Below are 16604 nucleotides of genomic sequence, written 5' to 3' on the forward strand. Positions count from 1 at the left end.
CACGACCACAGGGGGACGCCTCCCTGGTGGAACCCACGGGAGCATGGCAGATGACAGCACACCCTCACGTGAAGGATTCCCGATGACCACCGCACCCCTGGCCGCTCCCCCGACCTCCGAGGGCGACCGCGCAGCCGCCCTCGTCGCCCGGGACGTGACCCGCCGCTACGGCACCGGCGCCGGCACCGTCACCGCACTCGATGCCGTGGACCTGGACATCGCCAGAGGCGCCTTCACCGCGATCATGGGCCCCTCCGGCTCCGGGAAGTCCACGCTCCTGCACGTGCTGGCCGGCCTGGACACGGTCGACAGCGGGTCGATCGTGCTGGAGGGCACCGAGATCACCGGCCTGGGCGATGACGCTCTGACCAGGCTCCGCCGCGAACGGATCGGCTTCGTCTTCCAGTCCTTCAACCTGCTGCCGATGCTGAGCGCCGAGCAGAACATCCTGCTGCCCCTCGAGCTCGCCGGCTCCCGGGTGGACCGCGCCTGGCTGGATACCCTCACCTCCGCCTTCGGCATCGCCGACCGGCTCACCCACCTGCCCTCCCAGCTCTCCGGCGGCCAGATCCAGCGCGTGGCCATCGCCCGCGCACTGGTGACCTCCCCGGCGGTCGTCTTCGCCGACGAACCCACCGGAAACCTCGATTCCCACAGCACCGAGGAGGTGCTGGAGTTCCTGCGGCTCTCCGTCGACGAGTTCGGCCAGACCGTCGTCATGGTCACCCATGAACGGGATGCCGCCGAGCGCGCCGACCGGATCGTCTCCCTGGCCGACGGGCGCGTGGCGAGCGACGAGAACCTGCGAGGGCAGCGCTGATGGCCCGTCTCTCCGTCAAGCTCACTCCCCTGCGGCGGCATCTTGCGGCCGTCCTCACCATCGCTCTGTCCTGCGCCTTCGTCGCCGTGATGCTGCTGGCCGGGAACCTCGTCCAGACCTCGCTGCGCTCCGACGCCGCCCAACAGTATGACGGCGCCGATCTCGAGATCACCCGCGAGCTGACCGAGGACGAGTGGGCATCGCACAGCCCCCTGCCCGCCCCGCAGATCGAGGGCGCCGACGCGGTCTGGCCCGAGCCCAGCACCTATCTCGCCCTCGGCTCGCAGGAGGCGGAGGCGTTCCTCCGGGTCACCATGCAGCCCCCGGGCCGAGCGCCGGATCTCGTCGAGGGCGCTCCTGCCGCCGACGGCTCCGAGGTCGTCCTGGATCAGAGCGCTGCGGACTCCCTCGACGTGGGCCTCGGGGACTCCGTCACCCTCCCCGCCGACTTCTCGCCCGATGGGAAGGAGCATCCCCTGACCGTGGTCGGCATCGCCCCCGCCCCTGAGGGAGCCGTCTTCGGTGCGACGCCCCGACTGCTGGTGGGCGACGCGAACGTGGAGGCGCTGCTGGGCCCGGCGGCCGGCACCCTCACCGACACCTGGTTCGCCTCCGTCCCCGAGGGCACCGACCCCGCCGCGATCGCCGCGCGCGTGGACGGCGCGGACGAGCTGTCCGTGCGCACCACCGAGGCGGCCGAGCAGGAGGCGGCCGAGAGCATGATGCAGGGATTCGCCGCGCTCGGCCTGGTGCTCGCCGTCTTCGTGGTGATCGCGCTTTTCACCAGCGCTGTGGTCATCGCCAACACTTTCGGGGTGACCATCGCCCAGCGCACCCGTTCGCTCGCCCTGCTGCGCACCCTGGGCGCCAGCCGCTCCCAGGTGCGGGGCGTGGTGCTGCGCGAATCCCTCGGTGTCGGGCTGCTCGGTGCGGTGCTCGGCGTGCTCGGCGGTCACCTGCTGGTGCAGGCGGCTCTGGCCGCGGCCGCCGGCATCGGATGGCTCGAGGGCGTGATGGTGGTGCCGCTCAGCGTCCTGACAGTCCTGGTGCCGGTGCTGGCCGGTGTGCTGATCACACTGCTGGCGAGCCTGGCACCGATGCGTGCGGCGACCCGGGTGGCTCCGCTGCAGGCGCTGCGCCCGGCTCCTCCGGCCCGACGTCGCGGCCTCGGCGTGCGGGGCGTGCTCGGACTGGTCGCCATCGTGCTCGGCATCGCCGCGCTCACGGGGGGCACGGCCCTGGCACGGTCCGGCTATGCGGCGCCCGGGGTCCTCGCGGCGATGCTCGGCGGCGTGATCAGCTTCACCGGCGTCCTGCTGATCCTGGTGGTGCTCACGCGCCCGCTGTCCGCGCTGGCCTCGCGGGTCGTCGGCCGCATCGGCGGGCTGCCCGCCCGTATCGCCGGCGCGAACGTGGCCCGCAACCCGCGCCGCAGCGCCGCCACCATCTCAGCCCTGCTGATCGGGACCACCCTGATGACGATGATGGCGGTCGGCGCCCGCACCGCCGAGGCGACCCTCACCTCCGAGCTGGACTCCCGACGCCCCATCGACCTGGTGATCAGCACCGGAGAGATGCCGCAGGACGCGCCCGAGCAGATCGCCGCGATCGCCGGCATGGACTCGGCCCACGCCTCCGCCCGCGGAGACCTCGACGTGGGGGTGCCCGAGCCGATGACCCTGTACGCCGTCACCCCGGAGACGCTCCGGGAGACCTCGCACCGCCCCGAGATGGCCGAGCAGCTCGACGACGGGACGGTGCTGCTCGGCCAGGAGCGCGCCGAGCGCTTCGGACTGGAGGACGGCCAGGTGCTCGAGCTCCAGGGGGCCGACGGCTCTCTGCACGAGCTGCGGGTCCAGGTCGACGCGAACCTGCAGATGTCGATGGTCACCCCTGCCACGCTCGAGGGGCTCCTGGGAGCGCAGACCAGTCCCGTGGTGCTCGCGGACTTCGCGGACCGCGGCAGCGAGGCCCGCGAAGGCGTCGACCTCCGCGAGATCATGGACGCGGTCAGCGAGGTCACCGCCGGCAGCGGCTACTCCGAGGTGTCTGTGGTCGCCGGCGGCGCCGAGCGGGAGTCCTACGGGCAGATCCTCGCCATCCTGCTGGGCATCACGGTGGCGCTCCTGGCGGTCGCCGTGCTGGTGGCGCTGGTCGGTGTGGCCAACACGCTCAGTCTGGGCGTGGTCGAACGGACCGGCGAGAACGCCCTGCTGCGGGCGCTGGGCACCACCCGTCGGCAGATGCGGGCGATGCTCGGCTGGGAAGGGATCCTGCTGGCCCTGGTCGGTGCGGTGCTGGGCCTCGCCCTCGGCAGCCTGTACGGAGTGCTCGGGATCAACGCCCTGCTGGGCTCGACATTCCCCGTCTCGATCACGGTCCCGTGGGTCCAGCTGGGTCTGGTGCTGGTGCTCGCGGTGCTGGCCGGCGCGCTGGCCTCGGTGCTGCCGGGACGCACGGCCGCGCGCACCGCACCCGCCGCGGCCCTGGCCGACGCCGAGTGACGTCCCTGCGGTCCTTCCCGCCGCTGCGGCGCAGCCTGCCGGGATCAGCTCGGCCGGGATGACGACGGGCCCCGCACCGGAGATCCTCGGTGCGGGGCCCATCGCGCGGGCGGCGAGGCCGGGAGGCTCAGTCCCGTCCGCCCGGCATCGGCGTGGAGCGCACCAGTCGGGTCAGCAGCACGAACAGCGCTACGGCGAGCAGCAGCGCGAGCGCTCCCTGCCAGTACAGCGCACCGCGCAGCAGGCTCGCCCCGATCAGCGCCTGGAACAGCTGCCAGGTGATCCCGAAGCCGAGCCCGAAGCGCCCCTTCGCCAGGATCGAGCGCGCTGCCACCCCGAGGCCCAGGGCGAACAGGAGCAGGAACGCTCCCAGCCCCAGCCCGAACCGTGCATTCAAGAACCCGCCGGAGACCCCGACGAAGCAGTAGGTGGCCGTAGCGGCGAGCAGGAGAGCCTCGGCGGCGAGCAGAGCGGCGACCACGGGGCGGCTGCGCAGGCTCGGATCCTCAGCATCATCGGGGCGCACGGAGGGACGGGCATCGGAGGGCATGGTGGAACTGTAGCGGCACGGGAGGCTCCCGACCGAGGCACCGCCTTCGCGCGGGTGAGAAGCACTTTCCCCGTCAGGACGCAACGCCTTCGTGCCCGGCATCACGACGCTGACGGGCCCGACCCGGCAGGTGTGGGAAGTGCCACCAGGCTTGGCCACGCAGGCCCTTGTCGCCGCCGCGACCGCCCCAGAGAATGGATGACGGCTCGCCTCGTCGGCGGACACCGCAGAGATCTCATGCTCTCGGTGCCGCGACATCGAGCCGGAGACCCGAGAACGCCCCCAGTGGGAGCGACCCTCGCCGCGTCGCGCCCCACGGGGCGAGGCGTGGCGTCCTGGAGAGAGAGAGTGACGATGGACTGGCGCCACCGTGCCGAGTGCCTCAACCATGATCCCGAGCTGTTCTTCCCGATCGGGAACACCGGACCGGCGATCACGCAGATCCAGGAGGCGAAAGCGGTGTGCCAGAAGTGCGACGTCATGACCGCGTGCCTCAAGTTCGCCCTCGAGAGCGGGCAGGATTCCGGAGTCTGGGGCGGCCTGTCCGAGGATGAGCGCCGCTCCCTCAAGCGCCGCAACGCGCGCGCCCGTCGCGCCGGCTGACTCTCTGCCTGCGGCGACGCGTGCTGCCCTCGCGCCGCCGCAGCCCCTCGTCGGGCCCCCGCACCGCGCGGAGGGGCTCAGAGCGTGAGCGGGTCCAGGTAGACCTCGACCACCGCTCGGGTCCCCCCGTCGTCGAGGCTCTCCCAGGTCAGAGTCCCGCCCAGCTGCCCCTGCACCAGAGTCAGCGCGATATTGGTGCCCAGCCCGGTCGGCTTGGCCGCCCCCATCCCCCTGCCATCATCCTCGATGGAGATGACCAGGTGCGAGCCGGTGCGCTCGCTGTGGATCGTGAGCGTGCCACCGGTCTCGGAGAGTCCGTGCTCGACGGCATTGGTGGCCAATTCGGTGACGACCAGCGCCAGTGGTGTCGCCTCCTCCGCGCGGATCGAGCCGACCCGGCCGATCTTCTGGGTGCGCACCTCGACCTGAGCGTCGGCCAGACGCGGGGTGCCCGCTCGGTGGACCGTCGCGCTCGCAGCATCGACCGCCAGCCGCAGACACCGGTCGATGACCTCGTCGAAGTGCACCGCCTCCTGGGAGCCCTGCAGCAGCGACTCGTGGACCAGCGCGATCGTCGAAACCCGGCGCATCGCCTCAGCCAGCGCCTCGCGCGCCTCGTCGCTCTTCATCCGCCGCGACTGCATGCGCAACAGCGCCGCCACCGTCTGCAGATTGTTCTTGACCCGGTGGTGGACCTCCCGAATCGTGGCGTCCTTGGTGATGAGCTCCCGCTCCCGACGACGCAGCTCGGTCACGTCACGCACCAGGATCACCGCACCGGTGCGCGCTTCCTGATCCGTCAGCGGGACCGCGCGCAGCGACAGCGTGCCGCCGCGGGCCTGCATATCCGAGCGCCAGGCCGCCCTGCCCATCAGCACCAGGGGAAGGGACTCATCGACCGGACTGCGCGACTGCAGCACCTCGGTGGAGAGCTCGGCGAGGGTGATCCCCTCCATGTCCCCCTCGATGCCGAAGCGGTGAAAGGCCGAGATCGCATTCGGAGAGATCCACCGCACCACTCCGGCGTCATCGAGCTCGACCACACCGTCCCCGACCCGCGGCGCGCCGCGACGGGGCGGGATCGGAGCACCCTCGATGGGGAACGCCCCGGCTTCGAGCATCCGCAGCAGACGGTGACCGAGACGACGCTTCTGGCACTCGCTGTGGGAGGCCCGGCTGTCGTCATCCGGATTCTCCGCCGCCAGCACGGCGAGCGTGCGGCCGCTCTTGCGCACAGGGACCAGAAGACCGGTCGCAGTGCGTCCCTCGCGCTCGATGGCGGCGGGCCGGTGATGAGGTTCGCCCCCGGCCAGCAGCCGCGTGATCTCCGTGCCCTCCTCGCCATCATCGCTCAGGCTGCCCACCGGATCCTCGTAGTAGACGGTGGAGCCGGTGGCGGGACGACAGTGCGCCACGGCCAGGGCGCCCTCCTCCTCCTGGATCCACAGCACGAGATCGGCACGCAGAAGATCGGAGAGCAGGTTCCAGTCACCGATCAGGTGCTGCAACCAGTCGGCGTCCTTCTCGGAGAGACCACGGTTGTCGGCGAGGAACTTGGACAGGCTCGGCATGCAGACAGGATAGTTGCCGTGACCGACTGCTCGGAGACTGTCCCACCGGTGGACGCGTCAGCGGGCTCCTCTGCCCTAGGCTGAGCGCGAACAGTTCCGAGGAAGGACCAGGATGAAGCTTCGAGAGACGTTGACCCTCCCGCTGTCAGCTGCTGGAGCGGCGGCGATGTACGCGGATCCGGAATACACCGCGATCCGCCGTTCGACCCTCGGGGCCACCCGTGCGGAGTCGTCCCTGGACGGGGATCCTGCCGGGGCCTTCACAGTCCGCACCGAGCTGTCCATGCCCACGGATCGGGTGCCGGACATGGTGCGACCCTTCGTCGGCTCGTCGGTGACGATCCACGAGAAGCAGATCTGGTCCGCTCCTGATGCCGATGGAGGCCGTCGGGGCACGACGACGCTCGAGGTCGCCGGGACCCCCGCCGGACTCACCGGTACGCTGCGCCTGGTTCCTGGCGGGAGCGCCAGCAGCAGCGTCGAGGTCGAGGGTGACCTGGTCGCGAAGATCCCCCTGCTGGGACCGCGGCTGGAGAAGGCGGCCGTGCCCTACGTCTCCACGGTGCTGCGGGCCGAGGAGCGCTCCGCGCGGACGTATGTGGACTCCCACGCCGGCTGAGTCGCGCCCCGGCTCCGAGAGGAGCCGGTCGGCAAGAGGCCTCAGCGGCCCGGGAGCTCCGTCTCAGGCGATCGGTGCCGCCCCCAGGAATGCGAGCGCATCTCGTCCTTCGCCGGCGTCGAACCACAGCAGCGCCGGGTCCGTGTCATCGACGTCTGCCGCCGCCGCGCTCTGTTCGGTGACGTGGAAGCTGGCGATCTTCGCGGAGCGGCGCTCTCGCACTCGGATGCCGAAGGCGCCCCCGTCCTCGGTCGCCGCGGCGACCAGGCCGTCGGGAATGTCCGCGGCGATCACGAGCACCCTCTCGGAGCTCCCGGCCGCGGTGAACGCGATGTGCACCGCGTCCTGCAGCGCCTCGTATTCCAGATCCTCCTCGTCCTGCTCAGGACGATCCGTCCTCGCCTCGGCCGTGACCGCCCAGGCCGCCCGGCCCGCGTCGAGGTCGATGACCTTCCGCCCGTCCTGGAGCGACGGCCGGTCCGGTGCGAGCAGCGGCAGATAGATCCTCATGGGGTCATCCTCTCACCGGCTCTGCCGCGCGCGCTCTTCGAGCCCGGGCATCGAGGCGGCGGGATCCTCGCCCTGGAGGGCAGGGGATGCAGCGAGGTCCCTCAGCCCCCGGCGCAGTGCGGAACGGGGCGCGGACTCGGCCAGCAGCGCGCCATCCCACGCCGCGGCACGGCAGGAGCCGGGATCATCCGGGAGCAGGTGCAGGGAGGTCAGTGACATCCGGGAGGTGATCAGCTCCCGCAGGCGATCCCCCGGCACCGGGGCACCCACCCGGTTGACGATGACATGAAGGTCGGTGACACCGAGCTCCTCCAACCGGGCCTGGTCGCGCAACAGCCGCGTGATGCTCACCGGATCCGCTGCGACCACGGCGATCACCGCATCCGCGGCTTCGAGCGCGCTGATGGCCGCAGCGTTCCGCTGCGGTGCGGCGGTGTCGTAGCTGAGCTCCTCGTCCTCCTCGAGCACGGAGGCGACGTCGACGATCACCAGGTCCCCGCGACCTGCCAGCGCTCCCCACACCCCGTCGAGCGTGGTGCGCCGCAGTTCCGCCCAGCGCCCGGGAACGCCGATCCCGCTGAGCAGCCGAAGCCGCGGCTGGACCTGCGGCAGCAGAGACTCCATGGTCTCCTCGTCCAGGGTGTCGCGGTCATGGGCCCGGGCGGCCGCGACCAGTCCCGGGGCCTCGTCCAGCACTCCCAGCATCTGGCTCTGGGCGGGGCCGTAGGTATCCGCGTCCACCAGGATCGTCTCCCGGCCGGCTGCCGCAGCCTCGGCCGCGAGGTTCACCGCGATCGTCGAACGTCCCGGCGCTCCCGCCGGGCCCCAGACCGCGACCAGGCGGCCTCCGGCCCCGGGCTCTGCGACCTGCGCCTCCTGGACCCAGGCCTCGGTGTCCGCCTGTTCTCCGAGGACGGCCGCCTCGATCGCAGTGAGGATCTCCTCGACAGGCGCCCCGGCAGGCACCACGTGGCGCAGGCCGAGCGCGGTGCCCTCCGGCGCGTCCGTCGGCCGCATCCCCACCACCGCCGCATCGCGGAGCAGCGCCGAGAGCACGTCGCGGCCCAACCCCCGGACGGTGACATCGATGAGGACCACGTCTCCGATGCCGGCGGCAGTGACCGCGAGCGTCTCGGCGAGATCCGCGCAGCGGCGCACCACCCTCGCAGCGGGGTGGCGATCCGTCGCGAGGTCGTGCACGATGCGCACCTCGTCACCGCCAGAGGCGCACAGGACGATGTCGATCACGGCGCGATCCCGTGGGCCCCGGGGACCCCGATGACGTCCAGGCGCTCCTCCTGAGAGAGCACCTCGAGCACCTCGTCGAGCTTGTCGCTGGGCACCAGCAGCTCGACCGACATCTCCCGCATCCCGAGCGAGCTGCCTTCATCGATGCGGCGCACCACCGCGTCCGGCACCAGCAGCCGCGCCTGCGCCTCCGCCCCCTTCTCCGCGGCCGGGGCGGTATGCCAGAGCTCGACCGTCGCCCCCGGCACGACGGACTCGGCCACTGCCGCACCGACCGGGATCACCACGGGGCGCAGCGGCACCTCCGCGGACTGGCCGACGGCGGATATCGGCACCAGCTCACCAGCCCGGATGGTGCGCAGGGCCACGGCCCCCTCCGGGATCGCCTCAACGGTGCCGATATAGCGGTCCGTCTGCTCCCCCAGGCGCAGATCGACCGCCACCAGATCATCGACGGTGATCGGATCGCCCGGCACGATCGCCGAGCGGGCGACGAGCACGGAGGTGGTCTCGGACAGTCGCGAGACCAGCACGGACCCCATCAGCACGCTCGCCACGACGAGGACGATCCCGACGATCAGCCGCGGGTCCTTCCAACGCGGCTTGCGCAGTCTCATCATCGCTGCGGTGGCCCCCACAGTCGGCTCCTCCCCGTCGCCTCGGCCGATACGGCCCGGATCTGACGGGAGGCTACGTCAGCTCCGGCTCCGATGGGGGCGAAGCGCGACATTGTGGAGAACTTCGGCCCCGGGGCAGAGCCGGTGAGGGCCATGCCGTCGTCCACAGCCGTGACGCCGATGCGGGTGGGGATGAGAGACTGGCCGCATCCATGCCACGGGTCTGAACGAATGGAAGGACCGTCGATGCCCCCACGTTTCGTGCCGCTCAGCGACGTCGCGGAGATGCTCTCCATCTCTGCTTCCCAGGCGTATGCCCTGGTGCGGTCCGGTGAACTGCGGGCGATCAAGGTCGGCGGCCGCGGCCAGTGGCGGGTGGAGACCTCGGAGATCGAGTCGTACATCCAGCGCAGCTACAAGGCCACGGCGAACTACCTCGAGCAGGAGCGCCATCAGGAGCGGACGAAGGCCGACGGCGGCGCCTGAAGCCCGCCACCTCGTGAGCGGCCGCGGCGCATCGACCTTCCAGCGGTTCAGCGCAGCTGCACGGCCTGGAGCGCAGAGAATGCCACGGTGATCCGTGCGGAGCCCGGCACCGTGGTCGATTCCCCCGTCGGCAACGAGCTGATGTCCAGCGCGTCGGCGCCGACCGCGGCGATCCGACCGATCACGGAGCCGCCGGAGGCCTCCAGGCGCACCACGGCGCGGTCCCGGGCGATCTCCCGCAGGACCGAGCCGAGCCCCAACGGTGAGCGCAGTGAATCCTCGACGAGCCGTGCCCGGGAGGGCAGACCCTCCACCATGGCGATCGCTGCCAGAGGGATCACCGCACTGCGAGCGCCGCTGCGCGCCGCGAGCGCGACCCACTCCGCCCCCACCTCGCGCACCACGCCGCTGACCCGGAATCCGGCGGCGAGATGCAGCGTCAGCCCAAGCCCCTGTGCGCCGCGCAGCCGATCGGCGATGGTCAGCTGAGCCTGCTCAGCACGGGTGAGGTCCTCAGAGACCGCCCGCACCTCCTCCTGCTGGTGATGGGCGAACTGGCCCTCGAGGTCCTCGAAGATCCGCTCGAATCGCATGCCTCCACTGTAGATGTCCGGCGGCTGCGAGAGCTCGGCGGCGATGCCTCCTCCTCATAGCCGCCTCGTCCACACGACGCAGGACTCCCATTGCGAAGCTCGTCACATACGACTAGTTTGCATGGACAGACAGTGAACACCATCAAACTCGATCAAACTGCCTCAATGCGCGCGGTGATGTTGCTGTGCGGTCGGGGCACGACCCAGGGGGACCCATGCCCGACATCACTTCGACACCGGCCGCGCCCCGGCCGGGAGCGAGCCTGCTGGGTGCGGTGGTCGCCGGCGCCTGCGCATTCGCCATGGGGGCATCGTTCGGATCGCTCCGTGAGCTGTCGCCGACGTCCCACGGGTCCGAGGCCCTGATCATCTGGGTGCTGCTCGGCGTGGCCGGGATCGGCACGATGCTCTGCCTCTACCTCGCCCTCATCTGGTGCCTGGCGACGACGATCATGCTGGCCGGACCGGCCAGCCGCACCGGCGCTGCCCTGCTGGGCCTGCTGCGTGTCCTCGCCCCCCGGCTCGCGCGGCGGCTCGCCAGCGGGGCGGCGGTCGCCACCGCCGCCACGGCCCTGACACTCGCCCCCGGGCTGGCCTCCCAGCATCCCGACCTGACCGGTGCGGACGCCGACCCGATTCCCGCCTCCCAACCGGCGGAGCTGTTCTCGACCGAGCTGCCGCCGACCGACCCCGCCCCGGAAGCCGCCGCTCCGGCCAGCGACGATCAGCAAGTGACGGGCCCAGACCCCGGCGCTCCCCTGCCCCCGCTCGGCTGGGGCGGCAGCACTGGCCCGAGCACGACCGGCGCCGCCGCCGAGGCCGCTGTCGCGGGGAAGCCCGCCGCAGACCCGGGCCCGAACAATTCGGGATCTGATCTGGTGCGCACCGTCATCGTCCATCAGGGCGACAGCCTGTGGAGCATCGCGGACGGGCTGCTGGGGCCCGGAGACTCGGACCCCGCGGAGATCGCCGCCACCTGGCCGCTGCTCCACGACACCAACCGAGACGTGATCGGCGATGACCCCGATCAGCTCCTCCCCGGGCAGGAGCTCACCGTCCCCACCGCTCTGACCACCGAGGACATGTCATGACCACCACCGATCAGCGTCCCGCGCACTTAGGCCCCCGCAGCGTCGCCGTCACCCCTGACGATCCACGCACGGTCGAGCCGCTGGTGGCACCGGTCGCCCGGCGCGCCGTGGAGATCATCCGTGACATGCGCCCCGAGAACTCCCTGGCGCGCCTGGTCACCCCGGAGGTCGGGCAGCACCTCGCGCGTCGCGCCGCGCTGACCCGTCGTCTGCGTGCCACCACCGGCTATGCGCCGCCGCGTCAGCTGTCGGTGACCGGTGTGCGCCTGTGCGTGGTCAACGACCACACGGTCGAGGCCAGCTGTGTGCTGCGCGAGCCGGATCGCGCCCGGTTCCTCGCCATGCGCTGGGAGCTCCGGCACACGGGCTGGCGGGTCACGGTGCTGGAGATCGGCTGACTCAGCGTCCTCGACGCTTATTCCGGCGCTGAGCCCGGTTCTGGCCAGCGCCCTGGGGTGCCCCTTCGGGCTTGTCCTGCACCTTGTCCTGCGCCGCGCCAGCAGCGGTCCCGCCCGGCTGAAGGCGGGCACGCTGACGGCGCTGGGCGCGAGACAGCGTCGCGGCATCCTGGACCCCGCTGCCGTCAGCGGAGGAGTATCTCAGCTGCTGCCCGGCGGGACCATCGTCCAGCCCCTTGGCTCGCAGCCGCACCGAGTTCTCCTCAGCGAGCTGATCGGCGTCCGCTTCTTCCGCAGCCTCCGTCGAGACCGCGCTCTCTTCGGCAACCGTGGTGTCGTCCTGCACGTCGGCGCTGCCCTTCGCGTCGGTGTCACCGCTCGCCTCGACGTCGCCCTCTGCTGCCGTGTCGGCCTTCGCAGCGCCGCCGGCGGAGTCCTTCGTCGAGGAGGCCGCAGCGGCAGCCGCGCTCGCGCCGAGCGCAGACCTGTTCGTGCTGCGCAGCAGATCGCTGACGGCCTTCGGCACCACGGGTTCGGCCTTCTCGACCTGGACCTCGAGGTGATAGACGTAGCCGACCACGTCCTCCTTCACCCCGGCCATCATGTCGTTGAACATGAGGTGGCCCTCGCGCTCGTACTCGATGAGCGGATCGCGCTGAGCCATCGCCCGCAGTCCGATGCCCTCCTTGAGATAGTCCATCTCGTAGAGGTGCTCGCGCCAGCGGCGATCCAGGACCGACAGCAGCACGCGGCGCTGCAGCTGCCGCAGCCCCTCCTCGCCGATCTCCGCGCGACGCTTCTCGTAGGCGACGCGTGCGTCGGCCAGGATCTCCTCCTTGAGGACACCTGCCTCGAGGTTCTCCTTGCCGCCCACCTCTTCGATGAGCTCCTCAGCGGTCAGCGAGACCGGGTACGCCGGGCGCAGGGCACCCCAGAGCTCGTCGAGATCCACGTCCTCGGCGGGCTTGCCACGGGTGTGCGCATCGACGGTGCCGCCGATGACCTCGTCGATGAAGCGCTCGATATGTTCGTCGAGCTCCTCGCCCTCGAGGATCCGGGACCGCTCCTCGTAGAACTTCTTGCGCTGTTTGGTCAGCACATCGTCGTACTTCAGCACGTTCTTGCGGATCTCAGCGTTGCGGGACTCGATGGAGTTCTGCGCCCGCTGGATCGCGCCGGTGACCATGCGGCCGGTGAGCGGGATCGATTCCTCCACCCCGCCCCGGGCCAGCAGCGACTCCGCCGCCCCGGAGTTGAACAGACGCATCAGGTCGTCCTGGAGCGAGAGGTAGAAGCGGGACTCCCCCGGGTCGCCCTGGCGGCCGGAGCGGCCGCGCAGCTGGTTGTCGATGCGACGGGACTCGTGCCGCTCGGTGCCCAGCACGTACAGGCCACCGACCTCGACCACCTCGTCGTGCTGCTCGGCCACGGCCTCCTTGGCCCGCTCGAGCTCCTGGTCCCAGGCGGCCTCATACGCCTCCTGGTCCTCCTCGGCGTCAAGGCCCCGCTTCTCGAGCTCGGCATGGGCCATGAACTCGACGTTGCCGCCGAGCATGATGTCCGTACCGCGCCCAGCCATGTTGGTGGCGACCGTGACGGCGCCCTTGGCCCCGGCCATCGCCACGATCGCCGCTTCACCGGCGTGGTTCTTGGCGTTGAGCACCTCGTGCTCCACGCCCTGGGCGGTCAGCAGCTTGCCCAGATACTCGGACTTCTCGACGCTGGTGGTGCCCACCAGCACGGGCTGTCCCACCTCATGCCGCTCGACGATGTCCTCGACGACCGCGTCGAACTTCGCCTTCTCGGTGCGGTAGATCCGATCAGGCTGGTCCTCACGCTGCATCGGCCGGTGCGTGGGGATCGGCACCACCCCGAGGGAGTAGGTGTTCATGAACTCGGCGGCCTCGGTCTCGGCGGTGCCGGTCATGCCGGAGAGCTTCTCGTAGAGCTTGAAGTAGTTCTGGAGGGTGATCGTGGCGAGGGTCTGGTTCTCCGCCTTGATCTTCACCCCCTCCTTGGCCTCGATCGCCTGGTGCATGCCCTCGTTGTAGCGGCGCCCGGCCAGGATGCGGCCGGTGTGCTCGTCGACGATCATCACCTCACCGTTGAGGACCACGTAGTCCTTGTCGCGCTTGAACAGCTCCTTCGCCTTGATGGCGTTGTTGAGGAAGCCGATCAGCGGCGTGTTCAGCGACTCGTAGAGGTTCTCGATGCCCAGGTGGTCCTCGACCTTGTCGATACCGGCCTCGAGCACGCCGACGGTGCGCTTCTTCTCGTCGACCTCGTAGTCGCGGTCCTTGCGCAGCAGCCCCACGACCTTCGCGAACTCGCTGAACCACTTGTTGGCGTCCCCGGACCCGGGCCCGGAGATGATCAGCGGAGTGCGGGCCTCGTCGATGAGGATCGAGTCGACCTCGTCGACGATCGCGAAGAAGTGACCGCGCTGGACCCGGTCCTCGGGCTTCAACGACATGTTGTCGCGCAGGTAGTCGAAGCCGAACTCGTTGTTCGTGCCGTAGGTGATATCCGCGGCGTACTGCTGCCGGCGCTCCTCCGGGGTCATCCCCGACTTGATGACAGCCGTGGTCAGGCCCAGGAATCGGAAGACCCGACCCATCAGGTCGCTCTGGTAGCCGGCGAGATAGTCGTTCACGGTGATGATGTGCACGCCCTTGCCCGCCAGTGCGTTGAGGTACGCCGGCAGCGTCGCGACCAGGGTCTTGCCCTCACCGGTCTTCATCTCGGCGATGCGTCCGCGATGCAGTGCGGTACCGCCCATCACCTGCACGTCGTAGGGGCGCTGGCCCAGGGTGCGCTGAGCTGCCTCGCGCACTGCGGCGAAGGCCTCGACCAGGATGTCGTCGAGGGTCTCGCCGTCCTCGAGCCGCTTCTTGAAGTGGTCCGTCTCGGCGCGGAGCTCCTCGTCGGTGAGCTCCGTGAAGACGTCCTCCGCCTCTCCCACTCGCTGGGCGATGGCTTCGAGCCTGCGCAGTTCCCGGCCTTCGCCGGCGCGCAGGATCTTGTCGAAGAGGTTGACCACTCGTGCTCCCGTAGATCGCGTGTCCGCCCTCGAGGGCGGCTGGTGCCTGACCCATCGTAAGCGTCGCCGTCCCCGTTGGTGACCACCGGCGCGCATCATCACCCCGCGTGCGCTCATCGCAGGGCGATCCACTGCTCGGCGCACACCGCCGCCTCGGCCGGTGGTCCCTGCGGGGCCGGCACGACAAGGGGCGGGAGAAGGCTGCTGCGCTCCTCCCGCCCCGGGTCCGGGCAGTGAGATCAGGCGGTCAGATCGGACTCGAGCTCGATGACCCCGTAGTTCCAGCCCTTGCGGCGGTAGACCACCCTCGGGTTGCCGGACTCGGCGTCGACGAAGAGGAAGAAGTCGTGACCCACGAGCTCCATCCGGTTGAGCGCGTCGTCGATGCTCATCGGCTTGGCGGGGTGGGACTTCTTCCGGATGACGACGGGGGTGCCGGCATCCGCCAGATCGATCTCGTTGCCGTCGGCGGCCTCCCCCGGCTCGTCCACGGCCTCCGGCGGCGCCTCCTGGAGCGCGGCGGGCAGATCCTGATCGGCAGGCATCGTGCGCAGACTCGCGCCCGCACCCGGGTGAGAGCGGTCGCGTCCCCGACGGTGATCCTTGCGACGGTCACGGGCGCGCCGGAGTCGTTCGAGGAGTTTGCCATAGGCGATGTCCAGCGCCCCGTAGAGATCGTCCGCTCGCGCCTCGGAGCGGATCACAGAGCCGTTCTCGTGCACGGTGAGCTCCACCCGGTCGCTGAGCTCAGCCTGCCTGGGATTCTTCTCCTGTGAGATCTCGACATCCACGCGGAGGGCCGCGGGGGCGAGCTGGGTGACCTTGTCGAGCTTGTCGGTGAGATGACGACGGAATCGATCCGGGACGTCCATGTGGCGTCCGACGACATTGATCTCCATGAGTGGGTTCTCCTCCTATCAGGATGCGGCCGGTCTGAGCCCGGCCGCGATGGCTCTTCGGCTGGGTGTCGCACCTCCTGTGGAAGGGGGTCCCGCCCTGATGTGGCGAGTGGCACAAGCATGCCACGATTCTCTGGAAGTTTTCTGCCCATCCGTCCTCCGACCCCCTCGGTCCGGACCTCACGCCCCGCTGTCGAGGTCCGTCCCCGGTGACGGCATCCGTGCCGCGGCGACGACCACCGCACCGAGAACCTCCATGCCCGCCTCGGACAGCGCCGCGTGCATCCCGCGCAGGGTCGACCCTGTGGTGACGACATCGTCGACGATGATCACCGGCTGCGCCCGGCGACCGGCGGCGCGCGCACGACGTCCCCGCAGCTGTATGCGCCGGTTGCGTCGCTGCCGGGCTCCCTGCCCGTCCTGGGCCGTGGTGGGCCGAGCACTCACCAGCAGGGCGCGCCCGGCATCGTTGCGCTCGATCGCACGCACCAGCTCTGCGGTGTGGTCCTCACCGCGGCGCAGCCGCGCGCTGCGTCGGGACGGCACGGGGACCAGGCCTGGCGCAGCGACCCCCGCGGCGGCGGAGAGCTGGGTGACGGCGGGAGCCAGCGCCGGCGCGATCCGCGGCCCGAGGTGCAGCATCCCGCCGTTCTTCCATGCCAGCACCAGGCGCTGCAGATCCCCGGCGTACTCTCCCAGCGCCAGCACCGGCAGCAGCGGGGTGTGATCCACCCCGGCCGGCAGGCTGAGCTCGCCGCGCCGCTCCTGACGGACACGAGCAGCGGTGAGCACCTGCAGGGCGTCGCAGCTGCTCTCGACGCGGCGGGGCTCCGCATCCAGCAGCGATGCGCAGCGTCGGCACAGCCACGTGCCCTCTTCGCCGCAGGGGCACTGCCGTGGGGCGAGGAGCGCGCAGGTCTGGGCGATCACCTCGCGCAGCGGCGAACTCGGTCCCTCATCCTGTGCCATCCCCGGATCTCAGCACGTCCGGGCCGATCGCCGAGCGGATCCGGGATCTCGGTGGATCGCCCGCTGGTGGGGAGGATCGGTCCCCG

Annotated in this window: 16 protein-coding genes; 7 read left to right on the forward strand and 9 right to left on the reverse strand. The window is 70.7% G+C overall.

The window, feature by feature from the left end; all coding sequences use genetic code 11:
- The first annotated feature begins 82 nt into the window (after positions 1-82).
- Positions 83-820 carry an ABC transporter ATP-binding protein gene (locus CFK39_RS02585; RefSeq protein ID WP_089064148.1) on the forward strand — a complete coding sequence of 246 codons (738 nt, stop codon included), beginning with the start codon at positions 83-85 and terminating at the stop codon, positions 818-820.
- Complete coding sequence (locus CFK39_RS02590; RefSeq protein WP_089064149.1) at positions 820-3324, forward strand: ABC transporter permease; 2505 nt, start codon at positions 820-822, stop codon at positions 3322-3324. The genes CFK39_RS02585 and CFK39_RS02590 overlap by 1 nt, the downstream gene beginning before the upstream one ends.
- 127 nt (positions 3325-3451) lie before the next feature.
- Here CFK39_RS02590 and CFK39_RS02595 read toward each other — a convergent pair whose 3' ends face one another.
- A complete protein-coding gene (locus CFK39_RS02595; RefSeq protein ID WP_089064150.1) occupies positions 3452-3874 on the reverse strand; it encodes a hypothetical protein in 423 nt (140 codons plus the stop codon).
- A 354-nt stretch (positions 3875-4228) separates the two neighbouring features.
- Here CFK39_RS02595 and CFK39_RS02600 point away from each other — a divergent pair, with 354 nt between their 5' ends.
- On the forward strand, positions 4229-4477 hold the full coding sequence (locus CFK39_RS02600; protein WP_015776066.1) for a WhiB family transcriptional regulator: 249 nt from the start codon (positions 4229-4231) through the stop codon (positions 4475-4477).
- Between the two features lie 77 nt (positions 4478-4554).
- On the opposite strand, the gene CFK39_RS02605 is transcribed toward CFK39_RS02600, so the two are convergent.
- On the reverse strand, positions 4555-6048 hold the full coding sequence (locus tag CFK39_RS02605; RefSeq protein WP_089064151.1) for a sensor histidine kinase: 1494 nt from the start codon (positions 6046-6048) through the stop codon (positions 4555-4557).
- Positions 6049-6160: 112 nt separating this feature from the next.
- On the opposite strand from CFK39_RS02605, the gene CFK39_RS02610 reads away from it, so the two are divergent.
- The gene (locus CFK39_RS02610; protein ID WP_089064152.1) at positions 6161-6667 is read left to right on the forward strand and encodes a DUF2505 domain-containing protein; all 507 of its coding nucleotides are present in this window, start codon (positions 6161-6163) and stop codon (positions 6665-6667) included.
- 63 nt (positions 6668-6730) lie between these two features.
- Here CFK39_RS02610 and CFK39_RS02615 read toward each other — a convergent pair whose 3' ends face one another.
- Genes CFK39_RS02615 through CFK39_RS02625 form a run of 3 tightly spaced genes read right to left on the reverse strand, consistent with a single transcriptional unit; the run spans position 6731 to position 9063 of the window.
- Entirely contained in the window at positions 6731-7177 is a 447-nt protein-coding gene (locus CFK39_RS02615) for a DUF6912 family protein (protein ID WP_089064153.1), read from the reverse strand.
- 12 nt (positions 7178-7189) lie between these two features.
- On the reverse strand, positions 7190-8425 hold the full coding sequence (locus CFK39_RS02620; RefSeq protein ID WP_089064154.1) for a CpaE/TadZ family protein: 1236 nt from the start codon (positions 8423-8425) through the stop codon (positions 7190-7192).
- Positions 8422-9063 (reverse strand): SAF domain-containing protein, encoded by a 642-nt coding sequence (locus CFK39_RS02625; protein WP_089064155.1) that lies wholly within the window; start codon positions 9061-9063, stop codon positions 8422-8424. Before CFK39_RS02625 ends, CFK39_RS02620 begins: the two co-directional genes overlap by 4 nt.
- A 225-nt stretch (positions 9064-9288) precedes the next feature.
- Here CFK39_RS02625 and CFK39_RS02630 point away from each other — a divergent pair, with 225 nt between their 5' ends.
- A complete protein-coding gene (locus CFK39_RS02630; protein WP_089064156.1) occupies positions 9289-9528 on the forward strand; it encodes a helix-turn-helix transcriptional regulator in 240 nt (79 codons plus the stop codon).
- A 47-nt stretch (positions 9529-9575) separates the two neighbouring features.
- Here CFK39_RS02630 and CFK39_RS02635 read toward each other — a convergent pair whose 3' ends face one another.
- Positions 9576-10121, reverse strand: coding sequence for a hypothetical protein (locus CFK39_RS02635; protein WP_089064157.1), 546 nt, complete (start codon positions 10119-10121; stop codon positions 9576-9578).
- Positions 10122-10336: 215 nt separating this feature from the next.
- On the opposite strand from CFK39_RS02635, the gene CFK39_RS02640 reads away from it, so the two are divergent.
- Both CFK39_RS02640 and CFK39_RS02645 read left to right on the forward strand, forming a co-directional pair.
- A complete protein-coding gene (locus tag CFK39_RS02640; RefSeq protein ID WP_089064158.1) occupies positions 10337-11212 on the forward strand; it encodes a LysM peptidoglycan-binding domain-containing protein in 876 nt (291 codons plus the stop codon).
- Positions 11209-11610 carry an Rv3235 family protein gene (locus tag CFK39_RS02645; RefSeq protein WP_089064159.1) on the forward strand — a complete coding sequence of 134 codons (402 nt, stop codon included), beginning with the start codon at positions 11209-11211 and terminating at the stop codon, positions 11608-11610. Before CFK39_RS02640 ends, CFK39_RS02645 begins: the two co-directional genes overlap by 4 nt.
- Position 11611: 1 nt before the next feature.
- Here the strand turns inward: CFK39_RS02645 and secA are convergent, their stop codons facing one another.
- From secA to CFK39_RS02660, 3 genes are all read right to left on the reverse strand, one after another.
- A complete protein-coding gene (gene secA, locus CFK39_RS02650; RefSeq protein WP_089064160.1) occupies positions 11612-14650 on the reverse strand; it encodes a preprotein translocase subunit SecA in 3039 nt (1012 codons plus the stop codon).
- 239 nt (positions 14651-14889) lie between these two features.
- Positions 14890-15549 (reverse strand): ribosome hibernation-promoting factor, HPF/YfiA family, encoded by a 660-nt coding sequence (gene hpf, locus CFK39_RS02655; protein ID WP_089064161.1) that lies wholly within the window; start codon positions 15547-15549, stop codon positions 14890-14892.
- A gap of 180 nt (positions 15550-15729) precedes the next feature.
- Positions 15730-16518 (reverse strand): ComF family protein, encoded by a 789-nt coding sequence (locus tag CFK39_RS02660; protein WP_089064162.1) that lies wholly within the window; start codon positions 16516-16518, stop codon positions 15730-15732.
- Positions 16519-16604 lie beyond the last annotated feature (86 nt).

Origin of the sequence: Brachybacterium avium, assembly GCF_002216795.1 — a bacterium.
GTDB lineage: Bacteria > Actinomycetota > Actinomycetes > Actinomycetales > Dermabacteraceae > Brachybacterium > Brachybacterium avium.

Coding starts and splice junctions, on each gene's coding strand:
- CFK39_RS02585 (WP_089064148.1), top strand. CDS start 83: ATGACCACCGCACCCCTGGCCGCTCCCCCGACCTCCGAGGGCGACCGC.
- CFK39_RS02590 (WP_089064149.1), top strand. CDS start 820: ATGGCCCGTCTCTCCGTCAAGCTCACTCCCCTGCGGCGGCATCTTGCG.
- CFK39_RS02595 (WP_089064150.1), bottom strand. CDS start 3,874: ATGCCCTCCGATGCCCGTCCCTCCGTGCGCCCCGATGATGCTGAGGAT.
- CFK39_RS02600 (WP_015776066.1), top strand. CDS start 4,229: ATGGACTGGCGCCACCGTGCCGAGTGCCTCAACCATGATCCCGAGCTG.
- CFK39_RS02605 (WP_089064151.1), bottom strand. CDS start 6,048: ATGCCGAGCCTGTCCAAGTTCCTCGCCGACAACCGTGGTCTCTCCGAG.
- CFK39_RS02610 (WP_089064152.1), top strand. CDS start 6,161: ATGAAGCTTCGAGAGACGTTGACCCTCCCGCTGTCAGCTGCTGGAGCG.
- CFK39_RS02615 (WP_089064153.1), bottom strand. CDS start 7,177: ATGAGGATCTATCTGCCGCTGCTCGCACCGGACCGGCCGTCGCTCCAG.
- CFK39_RS02630 (WP_089064156.1), top strand. CDS start 9,289: ATGCCCCCACGTTTCGTGCCGCTCAGCGACGTCGCGGAGATGCTCTCC.
- CFK39_RS02635 (WP_089064157.1), bottom strand. CDS start 10,121: ATGCGATTCGAGCGGATCTTCGAGGACCTCGAGGGCCAGTTCGCCCAT.
- CFK39_RS02640 (WP_089064158.1), top strand. CDS start 10,337: ATGCCCGACATCACTTCGACACCGGCCGCGCCCCGGCCGGGAGCGAGC.
- CFK39_RS02645 (WP_089064159.1), top strand. CDS start 11,209: ATGACCACCACCGATCAGCGTCCCGCGCACTTAGGCCCCCGCAGCGTC.
- hpf (WP_089064161.1), bottom strand. CDS start 15,549: ATGGAGATCAATGTCGTCGGACGCCACATGGACGTCCCGGATCGATTC.
- CFK39_RS02660 (WP_089064162.1), bottom strand. CDS start 16,518: ATGGCACAGGATGAGGGACCGAGTTCGCCGCTGCGCGAGGTGATCGCC.